This window comes from Nonomuraea sp. CA-141351, assembly GCF_050944675.1.
Taxonomy (GTDB): Bacteria; Actinomycetota; Actinomycetes; order Streptosporangiales; family Streptosporangiaceae; genus Nonomuraea.
Genome location: NZ_CP191982.1, coordinates 10,076,603 through 10,094,973, shown reverse-complemented (window position 1 = coordinate 10,094,973; position 18,371 = coordinate 10,076,603). Strand labels below are relative to the sequence as shown.

General features: G+C 68.5%; 19 protein-coding genes and 1 pseudogene. 12 read left to right on the top strand and 8 right to left on the bottom strand.

The features are described from left to right. Positions 1–35 precede the first annotated feature (35 nt). A complete protein-coding gene (locus tag ACQPWU_RS47385) occupies positions 36–1,742 on the bottom strand; it encodes a serine/threonine-protein kinase (RefSeq protein WP_433432714.1) in 1,707 nt (568 codons plus the stop codon). Between the two features lie 463 nt (positions 1,743–2,205). Continuing rightward, positions 2,206–2,571: a peptidase inhibitor family I36 protein gene (locus ACQPWU_RS47380; RefSeq protein ID WP_433432712.1), complete on the bottom strand. Its 366-nt coding sequence runs from the start codon at positions 2,569–2,571 to the stop codon at positions 2,206–2,208. 393 nt (positions 2,572–2,964) lie between these two features. On the opposite strand from ACQPWU_RS47380, the gene ACQPWU_RS47375 reads away from it, so the two are divergent. Together ACQPWU_RS47375 and ACQPWU_RS47370 are read left to right on the top strand one after the other, a co-directional pair. Next, positions 2,965–3,147 (top strand): alpha/beta fold hydrolase, encoded by a 183-nt coding sequence (locus ACQPWU_RS47375; protein ID WP_433432710.1) that lies wholly within the window; start codon positions 2,965–2,967, stop codon positions 3,145–3,147. Positions 3,148–3,158: 11 nt separating this feature from the next. Then, positions 3,159–3,284, top strand: a complete 126-nt coding sequence (locus tag ACQPWU_RS47370; protein WP_433432708.1) for a hypothetical protein — start codon at positions 3,159–3,161, stop codon at positions 3,282–3,284. Between the two features lie 176 nt (positions 3,285–3,460). Here the strand turns inward: ACQPWU_RS47370 and ACQPWU_RS47365 are convergent, their stop codons facing one another. Beyond that, a complete protein-coding gene (locus tag ACQPWU_RS47365) occupies positions 3,461–4,465 on the bottom strand; it encodes a LacI family DNA-binding transcriptional regulator (RefSeq protein WP_433432706.1) in 1,005 nt (334 codons plus the stop codon). Positions 4,466–4,853: 388 nt separating this feature from the next. On the opposite strand from ACQPWU_RS47365, the gene ACQPWU_RS47360 reads away from it, so the two are divergent. The 4 genes from ACQPWU_RS47360 (at position 4,854) to ACQPWU_RS47345 (ending at position 9,211) form a co-directional block, all read left to right on the top strand. Then, on the top strand, positions 4,854–5,993 hold the full coding sequence (locus ACQPWU_RS47360; RefSeq protein ID WP_433432704.1) for an ABC transporter substrate-binding protein: 1,140 nt from the start codon (positions 4,854–4,856) through the stop codon (positions 5,991–5,993). Positions 5,994–6,073: 80 nt separating this feature from the next. After that, the gene (locus ACQPWU_RS47355) at positions 6,074–7,000 is read left to right on the top strand and encodes a carbohydrate ABC transporter permease (RefSeq protein ID WP_433432702.1); all 927 of its coding nucleotides are present in this window, start codon (positions 6,074–6,076) and stop codon (positions 6,998–7,000) included. Between the two features lies 1 nt (position 7,001). Beyond that, the gene (locus tag ACQPWU_RS47350; protein WP_433432700.1) at positions 7,002–7,853 is read left to right on the top strand and encodes a carbohydrate ABC transporter permease; all 852 of its coding nucleotides are present in this window, start codon (positions 7,002–7,004) and stop codon (positions 7,851–7,853) included. Continuing rightward, a complete protein-coding gene (locus ACQPWU_RS47345) occupies positions 7,850–9,211 on the top strand; it encodes a GH1 family beta-glucosidase (RefSeq protein ID WP_433432699.1) in 1,362 nt (453 codons plus the stop codon). Before ACQPWU_RS47350 ends, ACQPWU_RS47345 begins: the two co-directional genes overlap by 4 nt. A 123-nt stretch (positions 9,212–9,334) precedes the next feature. Here ACQPWU_RS47345 and ACQPWU_RS47340 read toward each other — a convergent pair whose 3' ends face one another. Both ACQPWU_RS47340 and ACQPWU_RS47335 read right to left on the bottom strand, forming a co-directional pair. Continuing rightward, on the bottom strand, positions 9,335–9,757 hold the full coding sequence (locus ACQPWU_RS47340; protein ID WP_433432697.1) for a hypothetical protein: 423 nt from the start codon (positions 9,755–9,757) through the stop codon (positions 9,335–9,337). Positions 9,758–10,076: 319 nt separating this feature from the next. Next, positions 10,077–11,015 (bottom strand): LysR family transcriptional regulator, encoded by a 939-nt coding sequence (locus ACQPWU_RS47335; RefSeq protein ID WP_433432695.1) that lies wholly within the window; start codon positions 11,013–11,015, stop codon positions 10,077–10,079. Positions 11,016–11,129: 114 nt separating this feature from the next. Between ACQPWU_RS47335 and ACQPWU_RS47330 the strand changes: the two genes are divergently transcribed. The 4 genes from ACQPWU_RS47330 (at position 11,130) to ACQPWU_RS47315 (ending at position 14,161) form a co-directional block, all read left to right on the top strand. Then, positions 11,130–12,047: an NAD(P)H-binding protein gene (locus ACQPWU_RS47330; RefSeq protein WP_433432693.1), complete on the top strand. Its 918-nt coding sequence runs from the start codon at positions 11,130–11,132 to the stop codon at positions 12,045–12,047. Then, on the top strand, positions 12,037–12,402 hold the full coding sequence (locus ACQPWU_RS47325) for a darcynin family protein (RefSeq protein ID WP_433432691.1): 366 nt from the start codon (positions 12,037–12,039) through the stop codon (positions 12,400–12,402). Before ACQPWU_RS47330 ends, ACQPWU_RS47325 begins: the two co-directional genes overlap by 11 nt. 545 nt (positions 12,403–12,947) lie before the next feature. Next, entirely contained in the window at positions 12,948–13,574 is a 627-nt protein-coding gene (locus ACQPWU_RS47320; RefSeq protein ID WP_433432690.1) for a ClpP family protease, read from the top strand. Further along, positions 13,571–14,161: a ClpP family protease gene (locus ACQPWU_RS47315; RefSeq protein ID WP_433432688.1), complete on the top strand. Its 591-nt coding sequence runs from the start codon at positions 13,571–13,573 to the stop codon at positions 14,159–14,161. Before ACQPWU_RS47320 ends, ACQPWU_RS47315 begins: the two co-directional genes overlap by 4 nt. Positions 14,162–14,188: 27 nt before the next feature. Here ACQPWU_RS47315 and ACQPWU_RS47310 read toward each other — a convergent pair whose 3' ends face one another. After that, the gene (locus ACQPWU_RS47310) at positions 14,189–14,542 is read right to left on the bottom strand and encodes a helix-turn-helix domain-containing protein (RefSeq protein ID WP_433432686.1); all 354 of its coding nucleotides are present in this window, start codon (positions 14,540–14,542) and stop codon (positions 14,189–14,191) included. 647 nt (positions 14,543–15,189) lie between these two features. Continuing rightward, positions 15,190–15,753, bottom strand: a complete 564-nt coding sequence (locus ACQPWU_RS47305; RefSeq protein WP_433432684.1) for a TetR-like C-terminal domain-containing protein — start codon at positions 15,751–15,753, stop codon at positions 15,190–15,192. Positions 15,754–15,932: 179 nt separating this feature from the next. Between ACQPWU_RS47305 and ACQPWU_RS47300 the strand changes: the two genes are divergently transcribed. Both ACQPWU_RS47300 and ACQPWU_RS47295 read left to right on the top strand, forming a co-directional pair. Beyond that, positions 15,933–17,099, top strand: a complete 1,167-nt coding sequence (locus ACQPWU_RS47300) for an MFS transporter (RefSeq protein ID WP_433432682.1) — start codon at positions 15,933–15,935, stop codon at positions 17,097–17,099. An 82-nt stretch (positions 17,100–17,181) separates the two neighbouring features. Then, on the top strand, positions 17,182–18,003 hold the full coding sequence (locus ACQPWU_RS47295) for an alpha/beta fold hydrolase (protein ID WP_433432680.1): 822 nt from the start codon (positions 17,182–17,184) through the stop codon (positions 18,001–18,003). A 75-nt stretch (positions 18,004–18,078) separates the two neighbouring features. On the opposite strand, the pseudogene ACQPWU_RS47290 reads toward ACQPWU_RS47295, so the two are convergent. Further along, positions 18,079–18,342, bottom strand: a pseudogene (locus ACQPWU_RS47290) (SDR family NAD(P)-dependent oxidoreductase); the annotation flags it as partial. Between the last annotated feature and the right edge of the window lie 29 nt (positions 18,343–18,371).

Genomic DNA, 18,371 nt, shown 5'->3' with positions numbered 1-18,371 from the left:
CAGACATGCCGATCACCACGGTGAAGGTCTGAGGATCAGTCGGCGGCGCTGTACCCCTCGGCGGCGTCCAGGGTGATCGTGCCGGTCGTGGCGCGCAGGCCGAACCCGTGGCGCCACCGCGTCCACTCCTGCGGCGTGGCCTTCAGGTGGAGGTTGACGGTGGTCAAGCGGCGCCAGGCGCCGCCCGTCTCGGCGTACGAGGTGACCTGGGTGCCGCCCGACAGCACCAGGGCGAGGCGGTCTCCGGGCGCGAGTGTCAGGCTGGCGCTGTTGAGGGGGTGGCGCCACTTGCCGTCGACCAGTACGTCGATGCCGGCCTCCTTGCGGGTGTGGTTGTACCAGGCACCGATGTAGTTGAAATCGTCCTTGACCCGGCCGACGAACACGCTGTCTTCCTGCTTGCCGGTGCCCGCGAGCCCGCCCAGGGTGATCATGCTGACCGTGTCGCCGGAGGACGGTGCCCCGGGCAGGGCGTACCAGCCGAAGAACGGGACCTTAGCTTCGCCGGTGAGTTTGCCGCCCTCTGCCTTGATCCTCGGCATCACCTCGTCGCTGTAGATCTGGTAGCCGTCGTAGCGCGCGGCGCCGTCGAAGCCGTCGGCCGCGTCGACCGTCGGGTACGCCGCGAGGTCGAGCACCGGCCGGGCCGCGGCGGACGAGGTGGCCGCGGCGGGCGAGGTGGCTGCGGCGGGCGAGGTGGCCGCGGCCATCTCACCGCCGCCCTCGCCCCCGGCCAGCCAGGAGGGCACGAGCAGTAAGCCCGCGGCGACGGCCAGCGCCACCAGCACGCCCCCGGCCGCGAGCAGCGGCCCGCGAGAGCGCCTGGGCCGCGCCATCGTCCCGTTCAGGGCCGAGGGCGCGATGGACACCGCCGGCAGGCCGGGCCGCGCCATGTCGGCGAGCATGCGCTCGGCCCCGCCGCCGGGACGTACGGCGCCGTCGCCGGAGGTGAGGTCGCGCAGCAGCTGCTCGGTGGTCGGCCGGTCGGCGGGGTTCTTGGCCAGGCAGGCCGCCACCATCGCGCGCAGCGGCTCGGGCACCCCGGACAGGTCGGGCGGATTGTGCAGGATGGCATGCAGGACCGCCGGGATGCTGCCGCCGGTGAAGGCCATGCGCCCGGTCGCCGCGAACACCATCGTGCTCGCCCAGGAGAACACGTCCGAGGCGGGCGTGAGCGGCTGGTCGCTGAGCTGCTCCGGCGACATGTACGCCGGGGTGCCGGTCACCTGGTTGGTGGTGGTCACGGCGTCGAGTGTGCGGGCGATGCCGAAGTCGATCACGACCGGCCCCTCGGGGCCGAGGATCACGTTGCCCGGCTTGAAGTCGCGGTGCACGATCCCGGCGCGGTGGATCGAGGCGAGGGCGGTCAGCGTACTGATCGCCAGCCGGTCCAGCCCGCCTCCGGTGCGCGGCCCGTCCCTGCGTACCAGGGCGTCCAGCGACGGGCCGGGGATGTACTCGCTGACGATGTACGGCTGCTCGCCCAGCGTCCCGGTGCCGATCACCCGCGCCGTGCAGAACGGCGCGACGCTGGCGGCGACCTTCGCCTCGCGCAGAAACCGGCGCCGGACCTCCGGATCGGCGGCGAGCCACCCGTGCAGCACCTTGATCGCCACTCGCTCCGCGGCGGGCGACTCCGCCAGGTAGACCCCACCCTGCCCGCCTTCGCCGAGCAGCCGCACGACCTGATGCTCACCGATACGTCCCGGGGCGCCTGAGCCCGGCACCCGAGAGTCCGTCACCGACTCACCCCCGCCACCTCACGACGATCTCACGTCGCCCCAGGCTATCTCGCACGGCCTGCCCACCGGCCGCGGATGCGGACCTCCAGGCGATCTTACCGGCCCGTGGCCCAGCCGGTCGCGGTCATGCGGGTCATGACCGGCGGTCGCCGGCCCGTCAGCATTGATCCCGGTCTGGGCAGGGGCCGCAGTAGCGGCGGTCGAACTTGACCACGCAGTACGGGCCTGCACGGGCGGCTCCAGCCAATTGCCGCTGACCTTGCCGTTTGGGCAGGTCACCTGGCGGCGATCGAAGTCGACGGTGAAGAGCGCCAAGGAGAATCCGGCCTGCTCTCGGTGCTGCCTGGAGTTGTTCTTGGGGACCGGTCCGATCAAGATCACCCGGTGCTCGCGGGCCGCGCGGTCCAGTAACGCGACCGAGATGTAGCCATCATCCCTCCGGTAAGCAATGACGGTCGGCTCGTCAGCAGAACGTGTAAGAGGTGATCTTGTCGTTGGCGGCGCTTCCGACATTGGCCGTCCACCCACCAGGGCCAAGCCTGACGAGTTCCCTTCCCCAGGTGTCCGCGTGTTCGTAGAAACAAACCGTGTACGAGGTGCGGTTCCAGATGGAGCTGGTCAGGTCGTTCATCCGGGATCCGACGTTCCTGAGGGTGGGCCCCGCTGTGTTTAGGTAACGTCCCTCGCCGTTGGTGTCGCCATACAGGCAGACATATCCCTCGTAGCACTCGGCCCAGGCCGTCGCCTTCGCCTGCGCCGGTGCCGCGCCGACCAGGGCGGCCGTCGCGCATGCCGCCGCGATCACGCCGGCGATCAGGGTCTTCCTCATTTGATGCCTTCCTTCTCCTCTACCTCGGGGCCGCATGTCGACGACCTTCGTCGCACGGGCGCGGAAAGTGCAGCGGTATTTTCCCTTTTGCCTTCGCCTTGGGATTGAGTGAAGCATTTTCATTATGTGGGATTTGATGCAGGGCAACCCTCGCAGTTTCATGCCTAATTGTGTGATCCCGGCCACATCGAGGCCTCGGGCGGAAAATGAGCAGAAAATGGATAATAAAATGGACACTCTATTTTGCTCTGGTGTTTCCGGGGGTTGGACAGGGCCGCCTTGGGACGTCGCGCCCGCGCGATATGGATTGCGAAACCCGCGCAAACGCGCAAACCTCCGGATGTGCCCGGCCCAGCCATCCGGGCACTCGGGAACCCGTCAGAGAGTCACGAGGTGGGCCTGCCGATGCCGGCCCTGGCCGTCGGCGGCGAGCACAACGCGGGCAACCGGCTGGCCGAGGCCCTGCGCCCGATCGCACCACACCTGTCCGCGGCGGTCATCAAGGACAGCGGGCACTTCGTCCCCGACGAACGCCCCGAAGACTTCGCCCAGCAACTGATCGCTTTCCTGACCTGAGGAAGAACATCATGAGCATCCCGTACCTGGCCCAGCCCGAGCAGCAACAGAAGCTGGAGCTGTCCGAGGGCGGCATCGTCTACCTTGTGGGTGCCGAATATCGTGTCATCTCATACGACCTGGGCGTATTCGTGTAGTAGACCACCGAGCCGGTCTCTTCGAGTGACCGTGATGTCGGCACCCACAGGTCTTCGAGCTGAAGGACTGCGACTGGTCACAACGCTGCCGCGGACGCCGCGAGCGAATACCAGCACGCCGCTTAACCGCAGCTCAGGACAGGTAACTCAATATTCGAGCGGCACACCCTTCAGATCTACCCGGTGGAGCCGCGGACGACCAGCGGGGTGGGCAGGATCAGTGGGGGAGGGCTGACGCCTTCGTTGATCATCGTGATGACCGCCGCGGCCGCCGCCGTACCGAAGCCCGCCTTGTCTTGGGCCAGCGTCGTCAGTCCCGGCGGCACCAGCGCGGCCAGGTCGATGTCGTCGAACCCGACCAGCGCGAGATCCTCGGGCACCTTCAATCCCGCCTCTGCCACGGCCCGCAGTGCGCCGATCGCCATCTCGTCGCCTGCCGCAAACACCGCGTCCGGCGGCTCCTCCAGCTCCAGCAGGGTACGCATCGCGGCATAACCACCGGACAAGTAGAAGTCGCCCTCGACGACCAGCTCCGGCCGGTGTGGCAGGCCGAGGGCGGCCAACTCCTCCAGGTAGCCGCGCAGCCGCTCCGCGCCCGGCCTGGTGCGGACCGGGCCGGTGATGGTGGCGATGACCCGGCGCCCGGTCGCGTGCAAGTGGCGGACCGCCTCGCGCGCCCCGCCCACGTTGTCGGAGGTCACGTAGGTGGTCCACGGTCCCTGGACGGGCCGGTCGAGGGAGACGCACGGCACCTCCGACCCTGCCAGCGACTGGAGCGAGGGGTCGGCTCTGCCGTTGTCTATGAAGACCACGCCGTCGAGGTTGTGCCTGCGCACGGCGCGGAGATAGCTGTCGGGCGTGCCGTCCTCGCTGGTGGCGAGCATGAGCAGGTGGTAGCCGCGCTCGCTCAGCGCGGTCTTCAGCCCGATGAGGATCTCCTGGAAGAACGGGTGCCGCCAGCCGGGGCGGCGGTGGTCGGTGTCCCAGATCAGGCCGACCATGTGGGACCTCTTGGTGGCCAGGGTGCGGGCCGACTCGTTGGGCAGGTATCCGATACGTGTCGCGGTGCTGAGAATGAGCTCGCGGGTCTGAGCGTTCACCACCTCAGGGTTGTTGAACACGCGGGAGACAGTCGCCGGCGACACCCCGCAAAGGCGCGCCAGCTCTCGAATCGTTGCCACGGACGTACGTTATCGCATCTCGCTGAAACCGGTTTCATGTAACCGGTTGCATGGAAGATATGGGAGAGCTCGCACCATGTCAACCCAACACCGCAGATTTCCGCTGCGTGACGTTTCTGTGACTTGACAGAGGATGGTGGCTTTCTATGGGATATGCCACTGACAGGCCGATGCCGCACCGTTGCCGCGGGGCTCGGCCTTCTCATCGCATCTCGCAGTCACCCTTTCTCTCCCTTCGAAGGAGTCCCAGGTGTCTGCTGGACGAATCCGTCTCGCCGCCGGAGTGCTGGCCATCGGCATGCTCGCCGCCGGTTGCGGCGGCTCCACCTCCACCGGCTCCACGCCGGCCGAGGGCAAGATCACTTTAACCCTCAACCTGTTCGGGAACATGGGCTTCAAGGAGCTCTACGCCAAGTACGAGGCCGCCCACCCCAATATCAAGATCGTCGAGAGGACATCGGCGTACAACGACCACCACCGCAACCTCGCGGCGCACCTGGCCACCGGCAGCGGCACCGCCGACATCGAGGCGATCGACACCGGCTTCGTCGCCCAATTCAGGAGCCAGCCCCAGCACTTCATCGACCTGCGCCAGCACGGCGCCGACCAGCTCAAGGACCGCTGGCTGCCGTGGAAGTGGGAGGCGTCGGTGGCCAAGTCGGGGGCCCAGATCGGCTACGGCACCGACGTCGGCGGCCTGGCCATGTGCTACCGCCGCGACCTGTTCGAGAAGGCCGGGCTGCCCACCGACCGTGACGAGGTCTCCAAGCTCTGGCCCGACTGGACGTCGTACTTCGAGGCCGGCAAGCGCTACACCGCCAAGAAGCCCGTAGGCACCGCGTTCTTCGACGGCGGCCCCCAGGTGTTCAATGCGATGATCGGCCAGGCCGAGACCGGCTACTACGACAGCCAGGACCAAGTCGTGGTCGCCACCAACCCGGCCGTCCGCGCCGCCTACGACCAGGTGCTCAAGGCCGTGGCCGACGGTGAGTCGGCCAAGCTCGTCGGCAGCTCGCCCGCCTGGAACACGGGCTTCGCCAAGGGCCAGTTCGCCACCATCGCCTGCCCCGCCTGGATGCTCGCCAAGATCCAGGACCAGGCCAAGGCCTTCGCCGGGCAGTGGGACGTGGCCGCCATCCCCGGTGGTGGCGGCAACTGGGGCGGCTCCTACCTGACCGTCCCCGCCCAGGGCAAGCACGTGAAGGAGGCCGTGGAGCTGATCGCCTGGCTGACAGCGCCCGAACAGCAGATCGAGGTGTTCACCAAGCACGGCATCCTGCCCTCCACCGTCGCCACCTACGACAAGCCCGAGGTGACCGGGCTCAAGCACGAGTTCTTCAACGACGCGCCGATCGGGCAGATCTTCACCACCGCCGCCCGCAACCTCAAGCCGCAGTATCAGGGCCCCAGGGCCGGCGACATCCAGACCGCCATCCGCGACGCGATCAACCGCGTGGAGGAGGGCAAGCAGGACGCCGCCGAGGCGTGGACGCAGATGCTCGGGGACGTCGAGCGCATCAGCAAGTGACGCGCATCGATCCGTGAGAGCCGGGCGACGGCGGGCGGTCAGGGGCCCCGCCGTCGCCACCCTTCCCCGAGGAGCCGACCATGACCTCCGCAAGATCGCGGCCCCGGCGCCGCTGGGCCTACCAGCTCGACGTCAAGGGCTCGCCGTACCTCTACATTGCCCCGTTCTTCCTGCTGTTCGGCGTGTTGGGCATGTTCCCGCTGCTGTACACCGCGTACGTCTCGCTCACCGACTGGAACCTGCTGGACCCGAACCGCGAATGGGTGGGGCTGGCCAACTACGCCGAACTGCTGGCCGACGACTACTTCTGGAACGCGCTGTTCAACACCGTCAGCATCTGGCTGTTGTCCACCGTGCCGCAGCTGCTGGCCGCGCTGTTCATCGCGCACATGCTCAACCGCAGGCTGCGCGCCCGCACTCTGTTCCGGATGGGCGTTCTGCTGCCCAACGTGACCTCGATCGTCGCGGTCACGATCATCTTCGCCCAGCTCTTCGGCCGCGACTTCGGCTTGGTCAACTGGGCCCTCGGCCTGGTGGGCCTGGACCCCGTCGACTGGCAGGCCGGTACGCTCTCCTCGCATGTCGCGATCTCGATGATCGTCATCTGGCGGTGGACCGGCTACAACGCCCTCATCTACCTGGCCGCCATGCAGACCATCCCCGAGTTCCTGTACGAGGCGGCCCGGCTGGACGGCGCGAGCCAGTTCGCCCAGTTCCGGAAGATCACCGTGCCGATGCTCCGTCCCACGATCATCTTCACCGCCGTCGTGTCCACCATTGGCGGCTTCCAGATCATCGCCGAGCCGCTGCTGTTCCAGGCCGGCACCGGCAACCCGACCGGCGGTTCGGACCGCCAGTTCCAGACCGTCGGCCTCTACCTCTACGAGCAGGGCTTCAGCATGTACGAGTTCGGCTACGCCTCGGCGATCGCCTGGACCCTCTGCATGATCATCGTGGTCATGGCGCTCGTCAACTTCGCCATCACGCGCAGGATCAGGAGCAGCTGACATGGCAACCGCCACCGCGGTCCGACGCCGCTTGAACCCCCGGGGAGCCGGGTTCTGGACCTACGCCGCGCTCGTCGCCGTGCTGCTCGGGTCGCTGTTCCCCATCTACTGGTCGCTGATCGTGGCCTCCCATGACAACGACGCCATCGCCAGCGTGCCGCCGGTCCTCACCCCCGGCGGTCACCTGTTCGAGAACATCGCCCGGGTCTTCGACACCACCCCGTTCGGCCTGGCGATGCTCAACTCCGTCCTCGTGTCAGGCTCGGTCACCGTCTCGGTCGTCTTCTTCTCCACGCTGGCCGGCTTCGCCTTCGCCAAGCTGCGCTTCCGCGGGCGCAACGTCCTGCTCCTCGTGGCCATCGCCACCACCACCGTGCCGCAGCAGCTCGGCATCATCCCGCTGTACATCCTCATGGCGGAGTTCGGCTGGACCGGCAGGCTCGAGGCGGTGATCGTGCCCGGCCTCGTCACCGCGTTCGGGGTGTTCCTCATGACCCAGTACCTCTCCAGCGCCATCCCCGACGAGCTGCTGGAGGCCGGTCGTATCGACGGGTGCAGCACGCTCCGGCTGTTCTGGCACGTCGTGCTGCCCGCCGCCCGCCCGGCCGCCGCCGTGCTCGGCCTGTTCACCTTCATGCATGCCTGGAACGACTTCTTCTGGCCGCTGGTCGTCCTCACGCCGGAGAACCCGACCGTCCAGCGCGCGCTTTCCAGCCTGGCCAGCGGCTACACCACCGACTACGCGCTCGTGCTCACCGGCACCGTGCTCGCCATCGTGCCGGTCGTGGCGGTCTTCGCCGCGCTGGGCCGTCAGATCATTGGGGGAATCATGTCAGGAGCGATCAAGGGATGACCCAGGAACATAAGGCCTTTCCCCCTGGGTTCGTCTGGGGGACGGCCACCGCCGCGTACCAGATCGAGGGCGCCGTGGACGCCGACGGGCGCGGGCCCTCGATCTGGGACACGTTCTGCCGCATCCCCGGCGCGGTGGCCATGGGCCACAGCGGTGAGCACGCCTGCGACCACTACCACCGCTGGCGGGAGGACGTGGAGCTGATGGACCGGCTCGGCGCCGGCGCCTACCGCTTCTCGCTGGCCTGGCCCAGAATCATGCCCGACGGCGACGGCCGGGTGAACCAGCGCGGCCTCGACTTCTACCGGCGGCTCGCGGGCACTCTGCGCGAGCGCGGCATCGAGCCGTACGTCACCCTCTACCACTGGGACCTGCCCCAGGCGCTGGAGGACCGCGGCGGCTGGCGCGACCGCGACACCGCCGAGCGCTTCGCCGACTACGCCGAGGTCGCGCATGAGGCGCTGGGCGACACGGTGTCACAGTGGATCACACTGAACGAGCCGTACTGCTCGTCCATCGTCGGCTACGCCGAAGGCCGTCACGCACCCGGCGCACGCGAGGGTCACGGCGCGCTCGCCGCCGCCCACCACCTCCTGGTGGGCCACGGCCTCGCGGCGGCCAGGCTGCGGGCGCGGGCACGGCCGGGACAGCAGGTCGGCATCACGCTCAACATGTCGCCCACGGTGCCCGCGACCGGCTCGGCGGCCGACGCCGACGCGGCACGCAAGATGGACCTGCTGGTCAACCGCCAGTTCACCGACCCGCTGCTGCTCGGCGCCTACGCGTCCGACATGGTGGAGACCTTCGGCGCGATCAGCGACTTCTCCTTCCGCCGCGAGGGCGACCTGGAGGTCATCGGCGCTCCACTGGACTTCCTGGGCGTCAACTACTACTACCGCATCCACGCTGCCGCGGCGCCGTACGAGCAGGCGGATCCCGCGCTGCGCTCCGCCTTCGACCTCGGGGTGCGCAGCGTCATCCCGGACGGCGCGGCGACCAGCGGGCTGGGCTGGCCGATGGAGCCGCAAGGGCTCCACCAGACTCTCCTCGGCCTGGCCCGGCGCTACCCCGCGCTCCCGCCGATCTTCATCACCGAGAACGGCTACGGCGACGACGGGACTCTCGACGACACCGGTCGCGTCGACTTCCTGCGCGACCACCTGGCCGCCATCCGCGCCGCGATGACCGACGGTGTGGACGTGCGCGGCTACTTCTGCTGGTCGCTGCTGGACAACTTCGAGTGGGCCCGCGGGTACGCCGCCCGTTTCGGGCTCGTCCACGTCGACTACGAAACCCAGGCCCGCACCGAGAAGGCGAGCTTCCACTGGCTGCGCGAGTTCATCGGGAAACAGGGATGAAGATCCTGGCATTCGACCCCTGGCCGCTTCAACTGGCTAGATGACGCGGTGGTCACCGCCGGCGTCCGCATGGCTCAGGTGCAGCGCTCGTAGCCCGGTCAGCCGACTGGCTCCGAAGGTGCATCACATGCTCTCCAGGGCGGCCATCATGAGCAGCACGGAGAACGAGCACCCGCCTAGAAGAAGGACCCCCGAGGCAGCAAGCGCCAGCCGGGCCGAGAACAAGCGCCGCACGATCAGATAGGCCACCACGGTCCCCAAGAAGGCGAACACAGGGAGAAAGGGGACAAAAAGGCAGGTGGCGCCCACAAGGAGGGCGCAGGCCAGAGGAACCACCGTCCTACCTCCACCCCCTAGATCACGACGCGTGACCACAAAGGCGACGCCCCCGGCGAATGCGGCGCACGCCGCGATCATCGCGATGACATAGTCCACGAATAGCCTCCGACTCGGCTGACTCCACCAAAACGCGTTGGTCACCCACATCTGATCCAGCCCGGAGGCAAAAGGTTCGATCTCGCGTTCACCGGCGTCACCGAAGAGCATGCGGCCTGTAGGGGTCGGAGTCCGTCGGCGCTGGGCATGTCCTGCGTGCCGATGACGGAGGTTGGGCCGATCCTCGAACAGCCGTGTGACTCAGGGCTTGAATGAGCCGGCAGCCGTTCGGCCGCGAGCTTCTCCAGACACGCGGAGTTGAGGCAGCCGCGGCCGCGTCGGGTGGTGGAGCAGCGGGTCCGAGCGGTAGTGGCACCCGCCCTGGGTTGTCGAAGTCGTCTGCCGCGGCTTCGACAACCCAGGGCTTCTGGCCGCAGCCGGGGTCGGGCCTGTGTCCGGGCGCCCGGGTATGCGCGGACCGCCCCGTGGGCTATTCCTCCCGGGCCGGACGGAGTACCCGCCGCACGGCGCCACGCAGCCACTGGTGGGCCCCGTCGGCGGTGTGGCGTGGGTGCCAGGCCATGCCGATCGTCAGTGGGGGCAACGGCAGCGGGATTTCCAGCAGGCGTAGTCCCAGCGCGTGCGCCGCGCCGCTGAGTGGTGAAGGGGGCTCACCCGGCAGCGCGGTCGGCACCAGGCAGACCACGTCGCCGACTGCAGCCAGCGCCATTGCCGCCAGATGTCCGGGCAGGACGGCGCTGACCCGCCGGCTGAGCCCTTGCTCGGCCAAGGCCGCGTCCAGCGGGCCGGTGAAACGTCCCCGGCGGCTGACCGCCACGTGCTCGGCCGCGGCCAGCCTGACGGGCGTCAGAGTTCCTTCGGCGAGCGGGTGCCCGGCCCTGACGCCGGCCGCCATCCGCAGCGTGATCAGCTCTTCGACCCGGGTCTCCGGATCGACGTGGTCGATGGCCCCGATCTCCAGATCGATCCGGCCCTCGCGCAGCGCGGGGCCTGCCTCCCACTCCTCGGCCAGCACCCGCAGCGAGACGCCCGGCGCCTGGCGCCGGGCGAGCCCGAGCAGGCCCGGGGCCAGCGCCGCGCCGACCAGGTCTGAGGCCTGGACGGTGAAGATGCGCCGCAGTGCGGCGGGGTCGATGCCGCCGCTCGGGGTGAGCAATGCCTCCAGCCGGCGCACCACCGCGGCGGCCTCGTCCCGCAGCGCCTCGGCGCGGGGTGTAGGCACCATCGCCTGTCCTGCCCGGACCAGTAACGGGTCCTGGAGCACCCGGCGCAGCCGGGCCAGGGTGCGGCTCATCGCCGCGGGGGAGGTCTGCAGGCGCGCGGCGGCTCGGGTGACGCTCTGCTCGGTCAGCAGGGCGTCGAGGGCGACGGCGAGGTTGGCGTCGAGGTTCGGGGATGGGCTGCTCACCGGCATTATTCCGTTTCGGGCAATGATTGGATGCTGAAGTTCCCATTGTGGCAATGCGGTTCGGGTCTGCACTATCAGGGGGCGTACCGATCCGACACAGACCGCGAGGTTTTCATGATCGTCATTACCGCCCCCACCGGGAACATCGGCCGGCGGCTGCTGCCGTTGCTGGTCGAGGCCGCGCCCGCGCACGGAGAGGAGTTGCGCGTCGTGGTCCGCGATCCTGCCCGGCTCCCCGAGGCCGTGCGCAGGCGGGTCGAGGTGGTCACCGGCTCGCACGGCGACGCCGCGACCGTCGAGCGCGCCTTCGCTGGGGCCGACGCCGTTTTCTGGCTGGTGCCGCCGGACGCCTCCGTCACGCCCGACGAGGCGTACAGCGGCTTCACCCGCCCGGCTGTGCGGGCGTTCGCCGCCCACGGCGTCGGCCATGTCGTCGGCGTCTCGGCGCTCGGCCGCGGCACCCCGCACGCCGCCCAGGCCGGGCTGGTCACCGCCTCCTTGGCCATGGACGACCTGATCGCCGGCTCCGGCGTCGCCTACCGCGCCCTGGCCAACCCGTCCTTCTTCGAGAATCTGCTGGAGGAGGCCGACTCGATCCGCGAGAACGGCGTCTTCACCGACACCGTCGCCGCGGACCGCCCGGCCCCACTGGTGGCCGTCGCCGACATCGCCGCGACGGCGGCCGGGCTGCTGCTGGACCGCTCCTGGACCGGCGTCGGCAGTGTTCCGGTGCTCGGCCCGCAGGACCTGTCGCCCCACGACCTGGCCCGCATCATGACCGAGGAGCTGGGCCGTCCGGTCCGCTACCAGCGCCAGTCGCTCGACGAGCTGCGGTCCACCCTGCTCGGCTACGGCCTCAACGAGGCGTTCGTCGAGGGCGTCGTCGACATGAAGCGCGCCAAGGACCAGGGCCTGGATTCGGGCGTCGACCGCTCGCCGCAGGCGGGCCCGGCCACCGGATTCGCGCAGTGGTGCGCGCAGACTCTCAAGCCCGCCGTCCTCGCCACACCGGAGGCAGTCGATGCCCACTGACCGAACCGAGCCGCCGGTCACCGCGTTCATGCTGGTCAAGACAACGCCCGAGTGGCTGGCGATGACCGTGGCCGAACGCGTCCAGGCCTTCACCACCCAAGTCGTCCCGGTGATCGAGGCCCGCACCCGCGGCGTCCGCTCCCGCTTCTACGACACGGAGTTCTACTCGGCGCGGGTCACCGACATCTGGGTCTGGGAAGCGGACGACCACGGCGCCTACCGGCTGCTGATCGACGCGCTGCGCGAAACCCCCTTCTGGGACCGCTACTTCGACGTTGTGGACCTGCTCGTGGGCACCGAGAACGGCTACGCCCGCACGTACGACCTGGAGCCGGTGGCCACCCTCGCCACCTGACGCTCCTCCCTGACCGGCCGGTGCCGCCACCGCCCTGCGGAAGCACCGGCCGGCAGTTGATCTCGAACTCCCGCGCCACCGATGCGACCGTCCGATCACCCTCCAGCACCATCCGGATTCTTCTTCCTTGAACTCCGGCGAGAACTGCCTGCGACGCCTCGTCCCGCTCGAAACCGAGTTTTCGAGCGGGACAGGCCGTCAGTGCAGGGCCGTCCCGGGCCTCCCCTGTCGGTGAAGGTCCACTTGCGCGCTACGAGGATGCGGTGCCAGCGCAAGATCGTCACTGGGGTGACGGGGAATGAGTCCGCCCACCGGCGGTGGCGTATCAGCCGCGACAACGCCGCAAGCCAGAGAGCCGGTCGGTGTGATCCCAACGCGGCCGACTATCGATCTCCTACCACTCGCCCGCTCGATTCCAGGACGCAGTGGTACGAACCGGGCCGGAAATCGAGTTGTCCCTGCTCAGGAGTTCTCTCTGCTCAGAGCAGATCTGCCCCAGGCGGATCGTGTCGACGCCGATCCGGATCGCCTCACATGATGGACGCATGAGCGAAGAATCGAAACTTCCGCTGTTCAACGCGCGGGTAAGACGCGAGCTCTACGAGCAGCGTGTTCTCGTTCTCGACGGCCCTCTCGATGACGACAATGGGACGCTGCTGGCCACGCAACTGATGGCACTCGCCACGCAGGATGCGTCCTCCGATATCGCATTGTGGATTCACTCTCCGGGCGGCTCGGTTCCATCGATGCTTGCGATCCGCGACATCATTCGACTCATTCCCTGTGACGTGTCGACCCTCGTGCTGGGCATCGCTTACAGCGCTGGGCAATTCTTGCTGTCATCGGGGGCCCGAGGGAAGCGCCGCGCCCTGCCGCACGCACGTGTCCTGATGCACCAAGGCTCGGCGGGCATCGGTGGCACCGCAGTCGACATCGAACTGCAGGCCGGCGACCTTCGGCATACTCGCGACACGGTGCTCGGACTTATCGCCGAGGACACGGGTCAGCCCGTCGAGCGCATATTCGAGGATTCTCTGCACGATCGCTGGTACACAGCGCAAGAGGCACTGGACTACGGCTTCATAGACGCAATCGTGCAGAACTTCGACGAAATCGCGCCTTACAATCGCCCACGGCCCGGATTCGGCGTCACCGAAGGAGTCCGCCAGTGACCACATATACGATCCCGAACGTCATCGCTCAGAATTCTCGTGGCGAGCGGATCATGGACGTTTACTCGCATCTGCTCACCGAGCGAATCGTGTATCTGGGCACCGCGATCGACGCGGGCGTCGCGAACGCGCTCATCGCGCAGCTGATTTTCCTGGAGTCAGACAACCCCGATGGCGAAATACAGTTCTATATCAACTGCGAAGGCGGGGACCCGAGCGCAATGCTCGCGATATACGACACCATGCGCTATATCCGCCCGCGGGTTTCGACAACCTGCGTTGGACAGGCTGTCGCGGTGGGTGCCGTCCTTCTCGCCGCGGGTGCCGAAGGAAAACGTGCCGCTCTCCCGCACGCGCGAATAATTCTGCACCAACCGGCCGCTCAAGGGCGCGGAACGATCCCCGATCTCATCTTGCAAGCCGACGAGGTCGTACGTGTCCGGGCAGACATCGAGCGCATACTGTCACGGCACACCGGCCAGACGGTCGAGACCCTACGTGCCGACACCGATCACGATCGCGTGTTCACCGCGACCGCGGCCTTGGAGTACGGGCTCGTCGATCAGATAATCGAGGAGCGTTCATAGGCCCGTGGACAACCCCGGCAAGCCGCGCTACGCGGCCAGAGCATACGCCACCGAGCAGGTAGCACCTCTCGACGCGCTGTGCTGAGCAGACCGCAAGCTCTCGGCAACGGCAAGGGTCAGATCGACCAGGGTCACATCCAGCGCGCCGGCAACCGCAGCGATCATTTCGCTTGACGGCTCTTTGATGCCTCGTTCCATCTCGGAGAGATATTGCGGCGAGATTCCGGCGCGACTTGCCGTCTCGCTCAGCTTCTCGCCCCGCTCGTGACGAAGACCTCTCAGACGCTCACCGAGCACGTGCCGCCACAGCGGCTCGCGAGCCGGAGACGGCTTGGGGGCGGTCCGATCGACCGGACGTAGCGGCGGGATGGAGGAGGCCATGCCTCACCATAGGCAGACGGCGCGTTCGAGTTCTGCCGGCTTCGCGCAGAGCAGAACCGTCCCCGCCTCCTCCGCTACCTGGGCCGCTCGAGGAATTCAAGCCTGGGGTGTGAGCTGGGGTTTGTCGGCGGCGGCGTGGGCCGGTCTGGGAGCCTTACGAGGTGCTGTCGTCCCTCGCTTACATGATCGTGCGGCGGATGCTGGAGCTGATCGTCGTGCTGAGCTGAGCCCCTGGAGGGTGTGCTCGGTGCCCGCGTACGCGGTCATCACGGCCAGACCGAGCAGGACGAACGGCCCGAGCAGGCCGTCGGCGAAGGTGTCGGCGGTGTCGATTCGCGATATTCACACCAACCTCCAGCGAAGGGCGGATGTCCCGAGGGAGCCTCCCGTACCGCGGCACCAGGCGGCGGGTAGACAGGTGTGACGAGCAGCGCGGCGGTGGAAGGCAGAACGGACAACCCCGCCTGCAAGCCCAGTGGCACGACCGGGACGGCGTGGCGCCGTTCGATGAGGACCAGGGCGAGCAGCCCGGCGATCGCCGGCGCGAACGAGACCGCGCGTCGCCGGGTCGCCGGTGACGGACCAGGTGCGCGTCCACGACCTGCTGCGCATGTTCGCCCGGTCGGCGGCTGGCGGTGTGGCTGTTGTCAGTCGGGCAGCAGGTGCGACACGAGGGTGCATGCCCATTCGGGAGTAGGGGCCCGGTCGGTGAAGACGGCCCGGTAGTAGAGGGGGGCGAGCAGGGCGTCTATGGCGCGTTCGATGGACGGTGTCTCATTGCCCCGTGCCTGTTCCCGTTCGAGCATGGCTTCGAGCTGTCGCTGGCGCTCCGCGCGGCAAACGCTGGCGCCTTCTCCGCCCGTGCCGACGATGGCGCGTACCAGCGTGAGGGTGTCCGGGTCGCTGAGGTCCTTGGCCAGGTCGGACGCGAAGCGTTCGAGATCCTCGCGCAGGCTTCCGGTGTCCGGCACCACGATGTCGCCGGAGAAGCGGCTGGTCGCGACGTCGGCGAGCAGCTCTCCGACGGAGCCCCAGCGGCGGTAGACCGTGGTGGCGTGCACGCCTGCGCGGGCGGCTATCACCGGGATCGTCAGCTCGCCGGCCTCGTCGGTGAGCAGTTCCTTGACCGCCTGGTGGACGGCCGCGCGGACTCGGGCCGAGCGGCCGCCGGGCCGGCTCTCGGTGCGGGGCGAGGTGGTCGTAGGGGACATGTGGCCATTATTGCATTGATCGCTGCTTTATAGTCGCAGTGATCGATGCGTTTGTGGTACGTTGAGGCCACTAACGCAACGATCACTGCGAGATGTCCATGTCTGTTGGGTCTTCTGACCTCCCCGCACCGCCCGTCGGCGGTCCGCACCGCGTGCCGTGGAAGGGTGCCTTCCCTTCCGTGGCCGCCATCCTTGTCCTCTTCCTGGCCGCTTCCAGCGCCCCGTCCCCGATCTACGTCATCTACCAGCAGCAGTGGCAGTTCACGGCGTGGGTGCTGACGGTCGTCTTCGCCCTCTACGTCTTCGGCCTGCTGGGCTCGTTGCTCGTCGTCGGAGCGCTGTCGGACCACCTCGGCCGCCGGCCGGTGCTCGCCGCGGCGATCGCGCTGGAGGTGATCGCGCTCGTCCTGTTCCTGGTCGCCGGGAACGTGCTCGTCCTGTCCGCCGCCCGGGTGTTGCAGGGCATCGCGACCGGGGCGGCGACGACCACCCTGAGCGCCACTCTGGTCGATCTCGAGCCGTCACGGGGGCGGGCGGGCGTCGTCACCTCGGTGGCTCCCCTGACCGGGCTCGCTGCCGGCGCTCTCGGCAGTGGCGTGCTGGTGGAGTTCGGCCCCGCCCCGACCCGGCTGGTCTACGCGCTGCTGCTCGGCGGAATGCTGCTGGCGGCGGTGGTCGTCGCCCTCATCCCAGAGACGTCGCTGCGCCGGCCGGGAGCCGTCGCCTCCCTGCGCCCGCGGGTCGCGATGCCCGCGCACCTGCGCGCTGACATCGTCCCGGTGGTGCCGGCGATGGTCGCGACCTGGGCCTTGGCCGGGATGTACCTCTCGCTCGGCCCGTCCGTCGCGGCCGAGTTGCTGGGGCTGCACAACCACCTGATCGGCGGCGTCGTCGTGACGCTCCTGGCGGGAACCGGAGCACTCGCGGTCTTCCTGCTCCGCTCCCGGCCCGCGTCCTCGCTGCTGGCTGCCTCGTCCGCGATGCTCGGGCTCGGCACCCTGATCTCACTCGGCGGGACGACCGAGGACCTCGTCTGGCTCGCTGCCGCCGGCACCATCGTCGCGGGGCTCGGCTTCGGCGCGTCGGTGCTGGCGACGTTCGGTACGTTCGCCAGGATCGCCAGGCCGTACGAGCGCAGCGCGGTCTTCGCCCTGGCGAACGTCATCAACTACCTGGGCAACAGCGTCCCGGCCGTACTCGGCGGAATCGCCGTCACCGCCCTGGGACTGAGGACCGCGACCATGATCTACGCGCTGGCGATCGTGATGATCACGTTCTCCGCCTTCGTCCTGCGCCTGAACCAGCTACGGGCCAAGCGCCGCACCGTCATGGTCACGTGCACGTGAAGCGCCGGGCCGGCTGCACGGGATCCAGCGACCGTCGTTTTCATCACACCAATCGATCCATGATGCGTAACAAGGAGACATCGTGACAAACGCAAGCAGGACCAGGCAGAACCTCGAGGTCCAGCGATCCGACCACACGACCATCCGGTACACGGCCAGCGGCCCGGCCGGAGGGCCGACCCTGGCCCTCATCCACGGCTGGGCGTGCGACCGCGGCGACTTCGACGCGGTGATCGACCATCTGCCCGAGAACTACCGCGTCCTCGCGATCGACCTCGCCGAGCACGGCGAGTCGCGGTCGACGCGGGACGTTTGGACGATGGAGGAGTTCGCCCGCGACGTGGCGGCCGTATTGGAGGCCGAGTCGGTGGACACGGCGGTCGTGGCCGGGCACTCCCTCGGCGGGGCGGTCGCCGTCGAGGTCGGCCGGCTGCTCCCCGGCACGATCTCGCGGGTGGTGGCGCTCGACGCGCTGCACTATCTGTCCCTGTTCCCGGCGATGAGCGACGAACAGGCGGAGGCGATGCTGCGCCTGTTCCGTGAGGACTTCGCCGCAGGGGTGCGGGGCCTCGTGGAGGGAGGCTCGCCGGCGGGGACCGATCCGGCTCTCAAGGATGCGTACTTCGAGAAGATGGTCGCAGTGCGGCAGCCCGCGGGGCTGCGTTCCATCGAAGGGCTCATGCGCTGGGACATGGACGCGGCGTTGCGCGAGACGAAGCAGCCGATCACCGTGTTCGCGATCCGTGACCTGGTGACGCAGGAAGCGATCGACCGTTACGGGGACCGGCTCGACATCGTGCTCGTCGAGCTGGGCAGCCATCACTTCCCGGTGGAGGCGCCCGAGGGCACGGCTAGGCTTCTGGCCGGCGTGGGGGCGTGCCCGACACCTCGCCGGTCCTGGTGAGCGACGTGTCGAGCGGTGGGGCCGGTCAGGTTGATGTCGAGCACGCGGCGCCAGGATTCCTGGGGTGATCTCCTCGTACGGCTGTAGCGGGAAATGGCCGGCGGCATTGACGATCACATCGACATGACCGGCGACGTGGCGGGCGAATTCGGCCAGTCGCGCGACGCCCGGCTCTGCGGAGAGGTCGGCCGCGACGGTATGCAGCGCGCTGTGGTGGTCCATCCGCTCGGCCAGCCGCTTCAGTGCCTCGGCGCTGAGGTCGGTGGCGATGAGGGTGTCAGCGTTGTCCACGAAGCGCGCGGTCAGTGGCGTGCCGATACCTCTCGCCGTTCCGGTCATGACGATGACGCGGTTGCTTTCATGGTGCT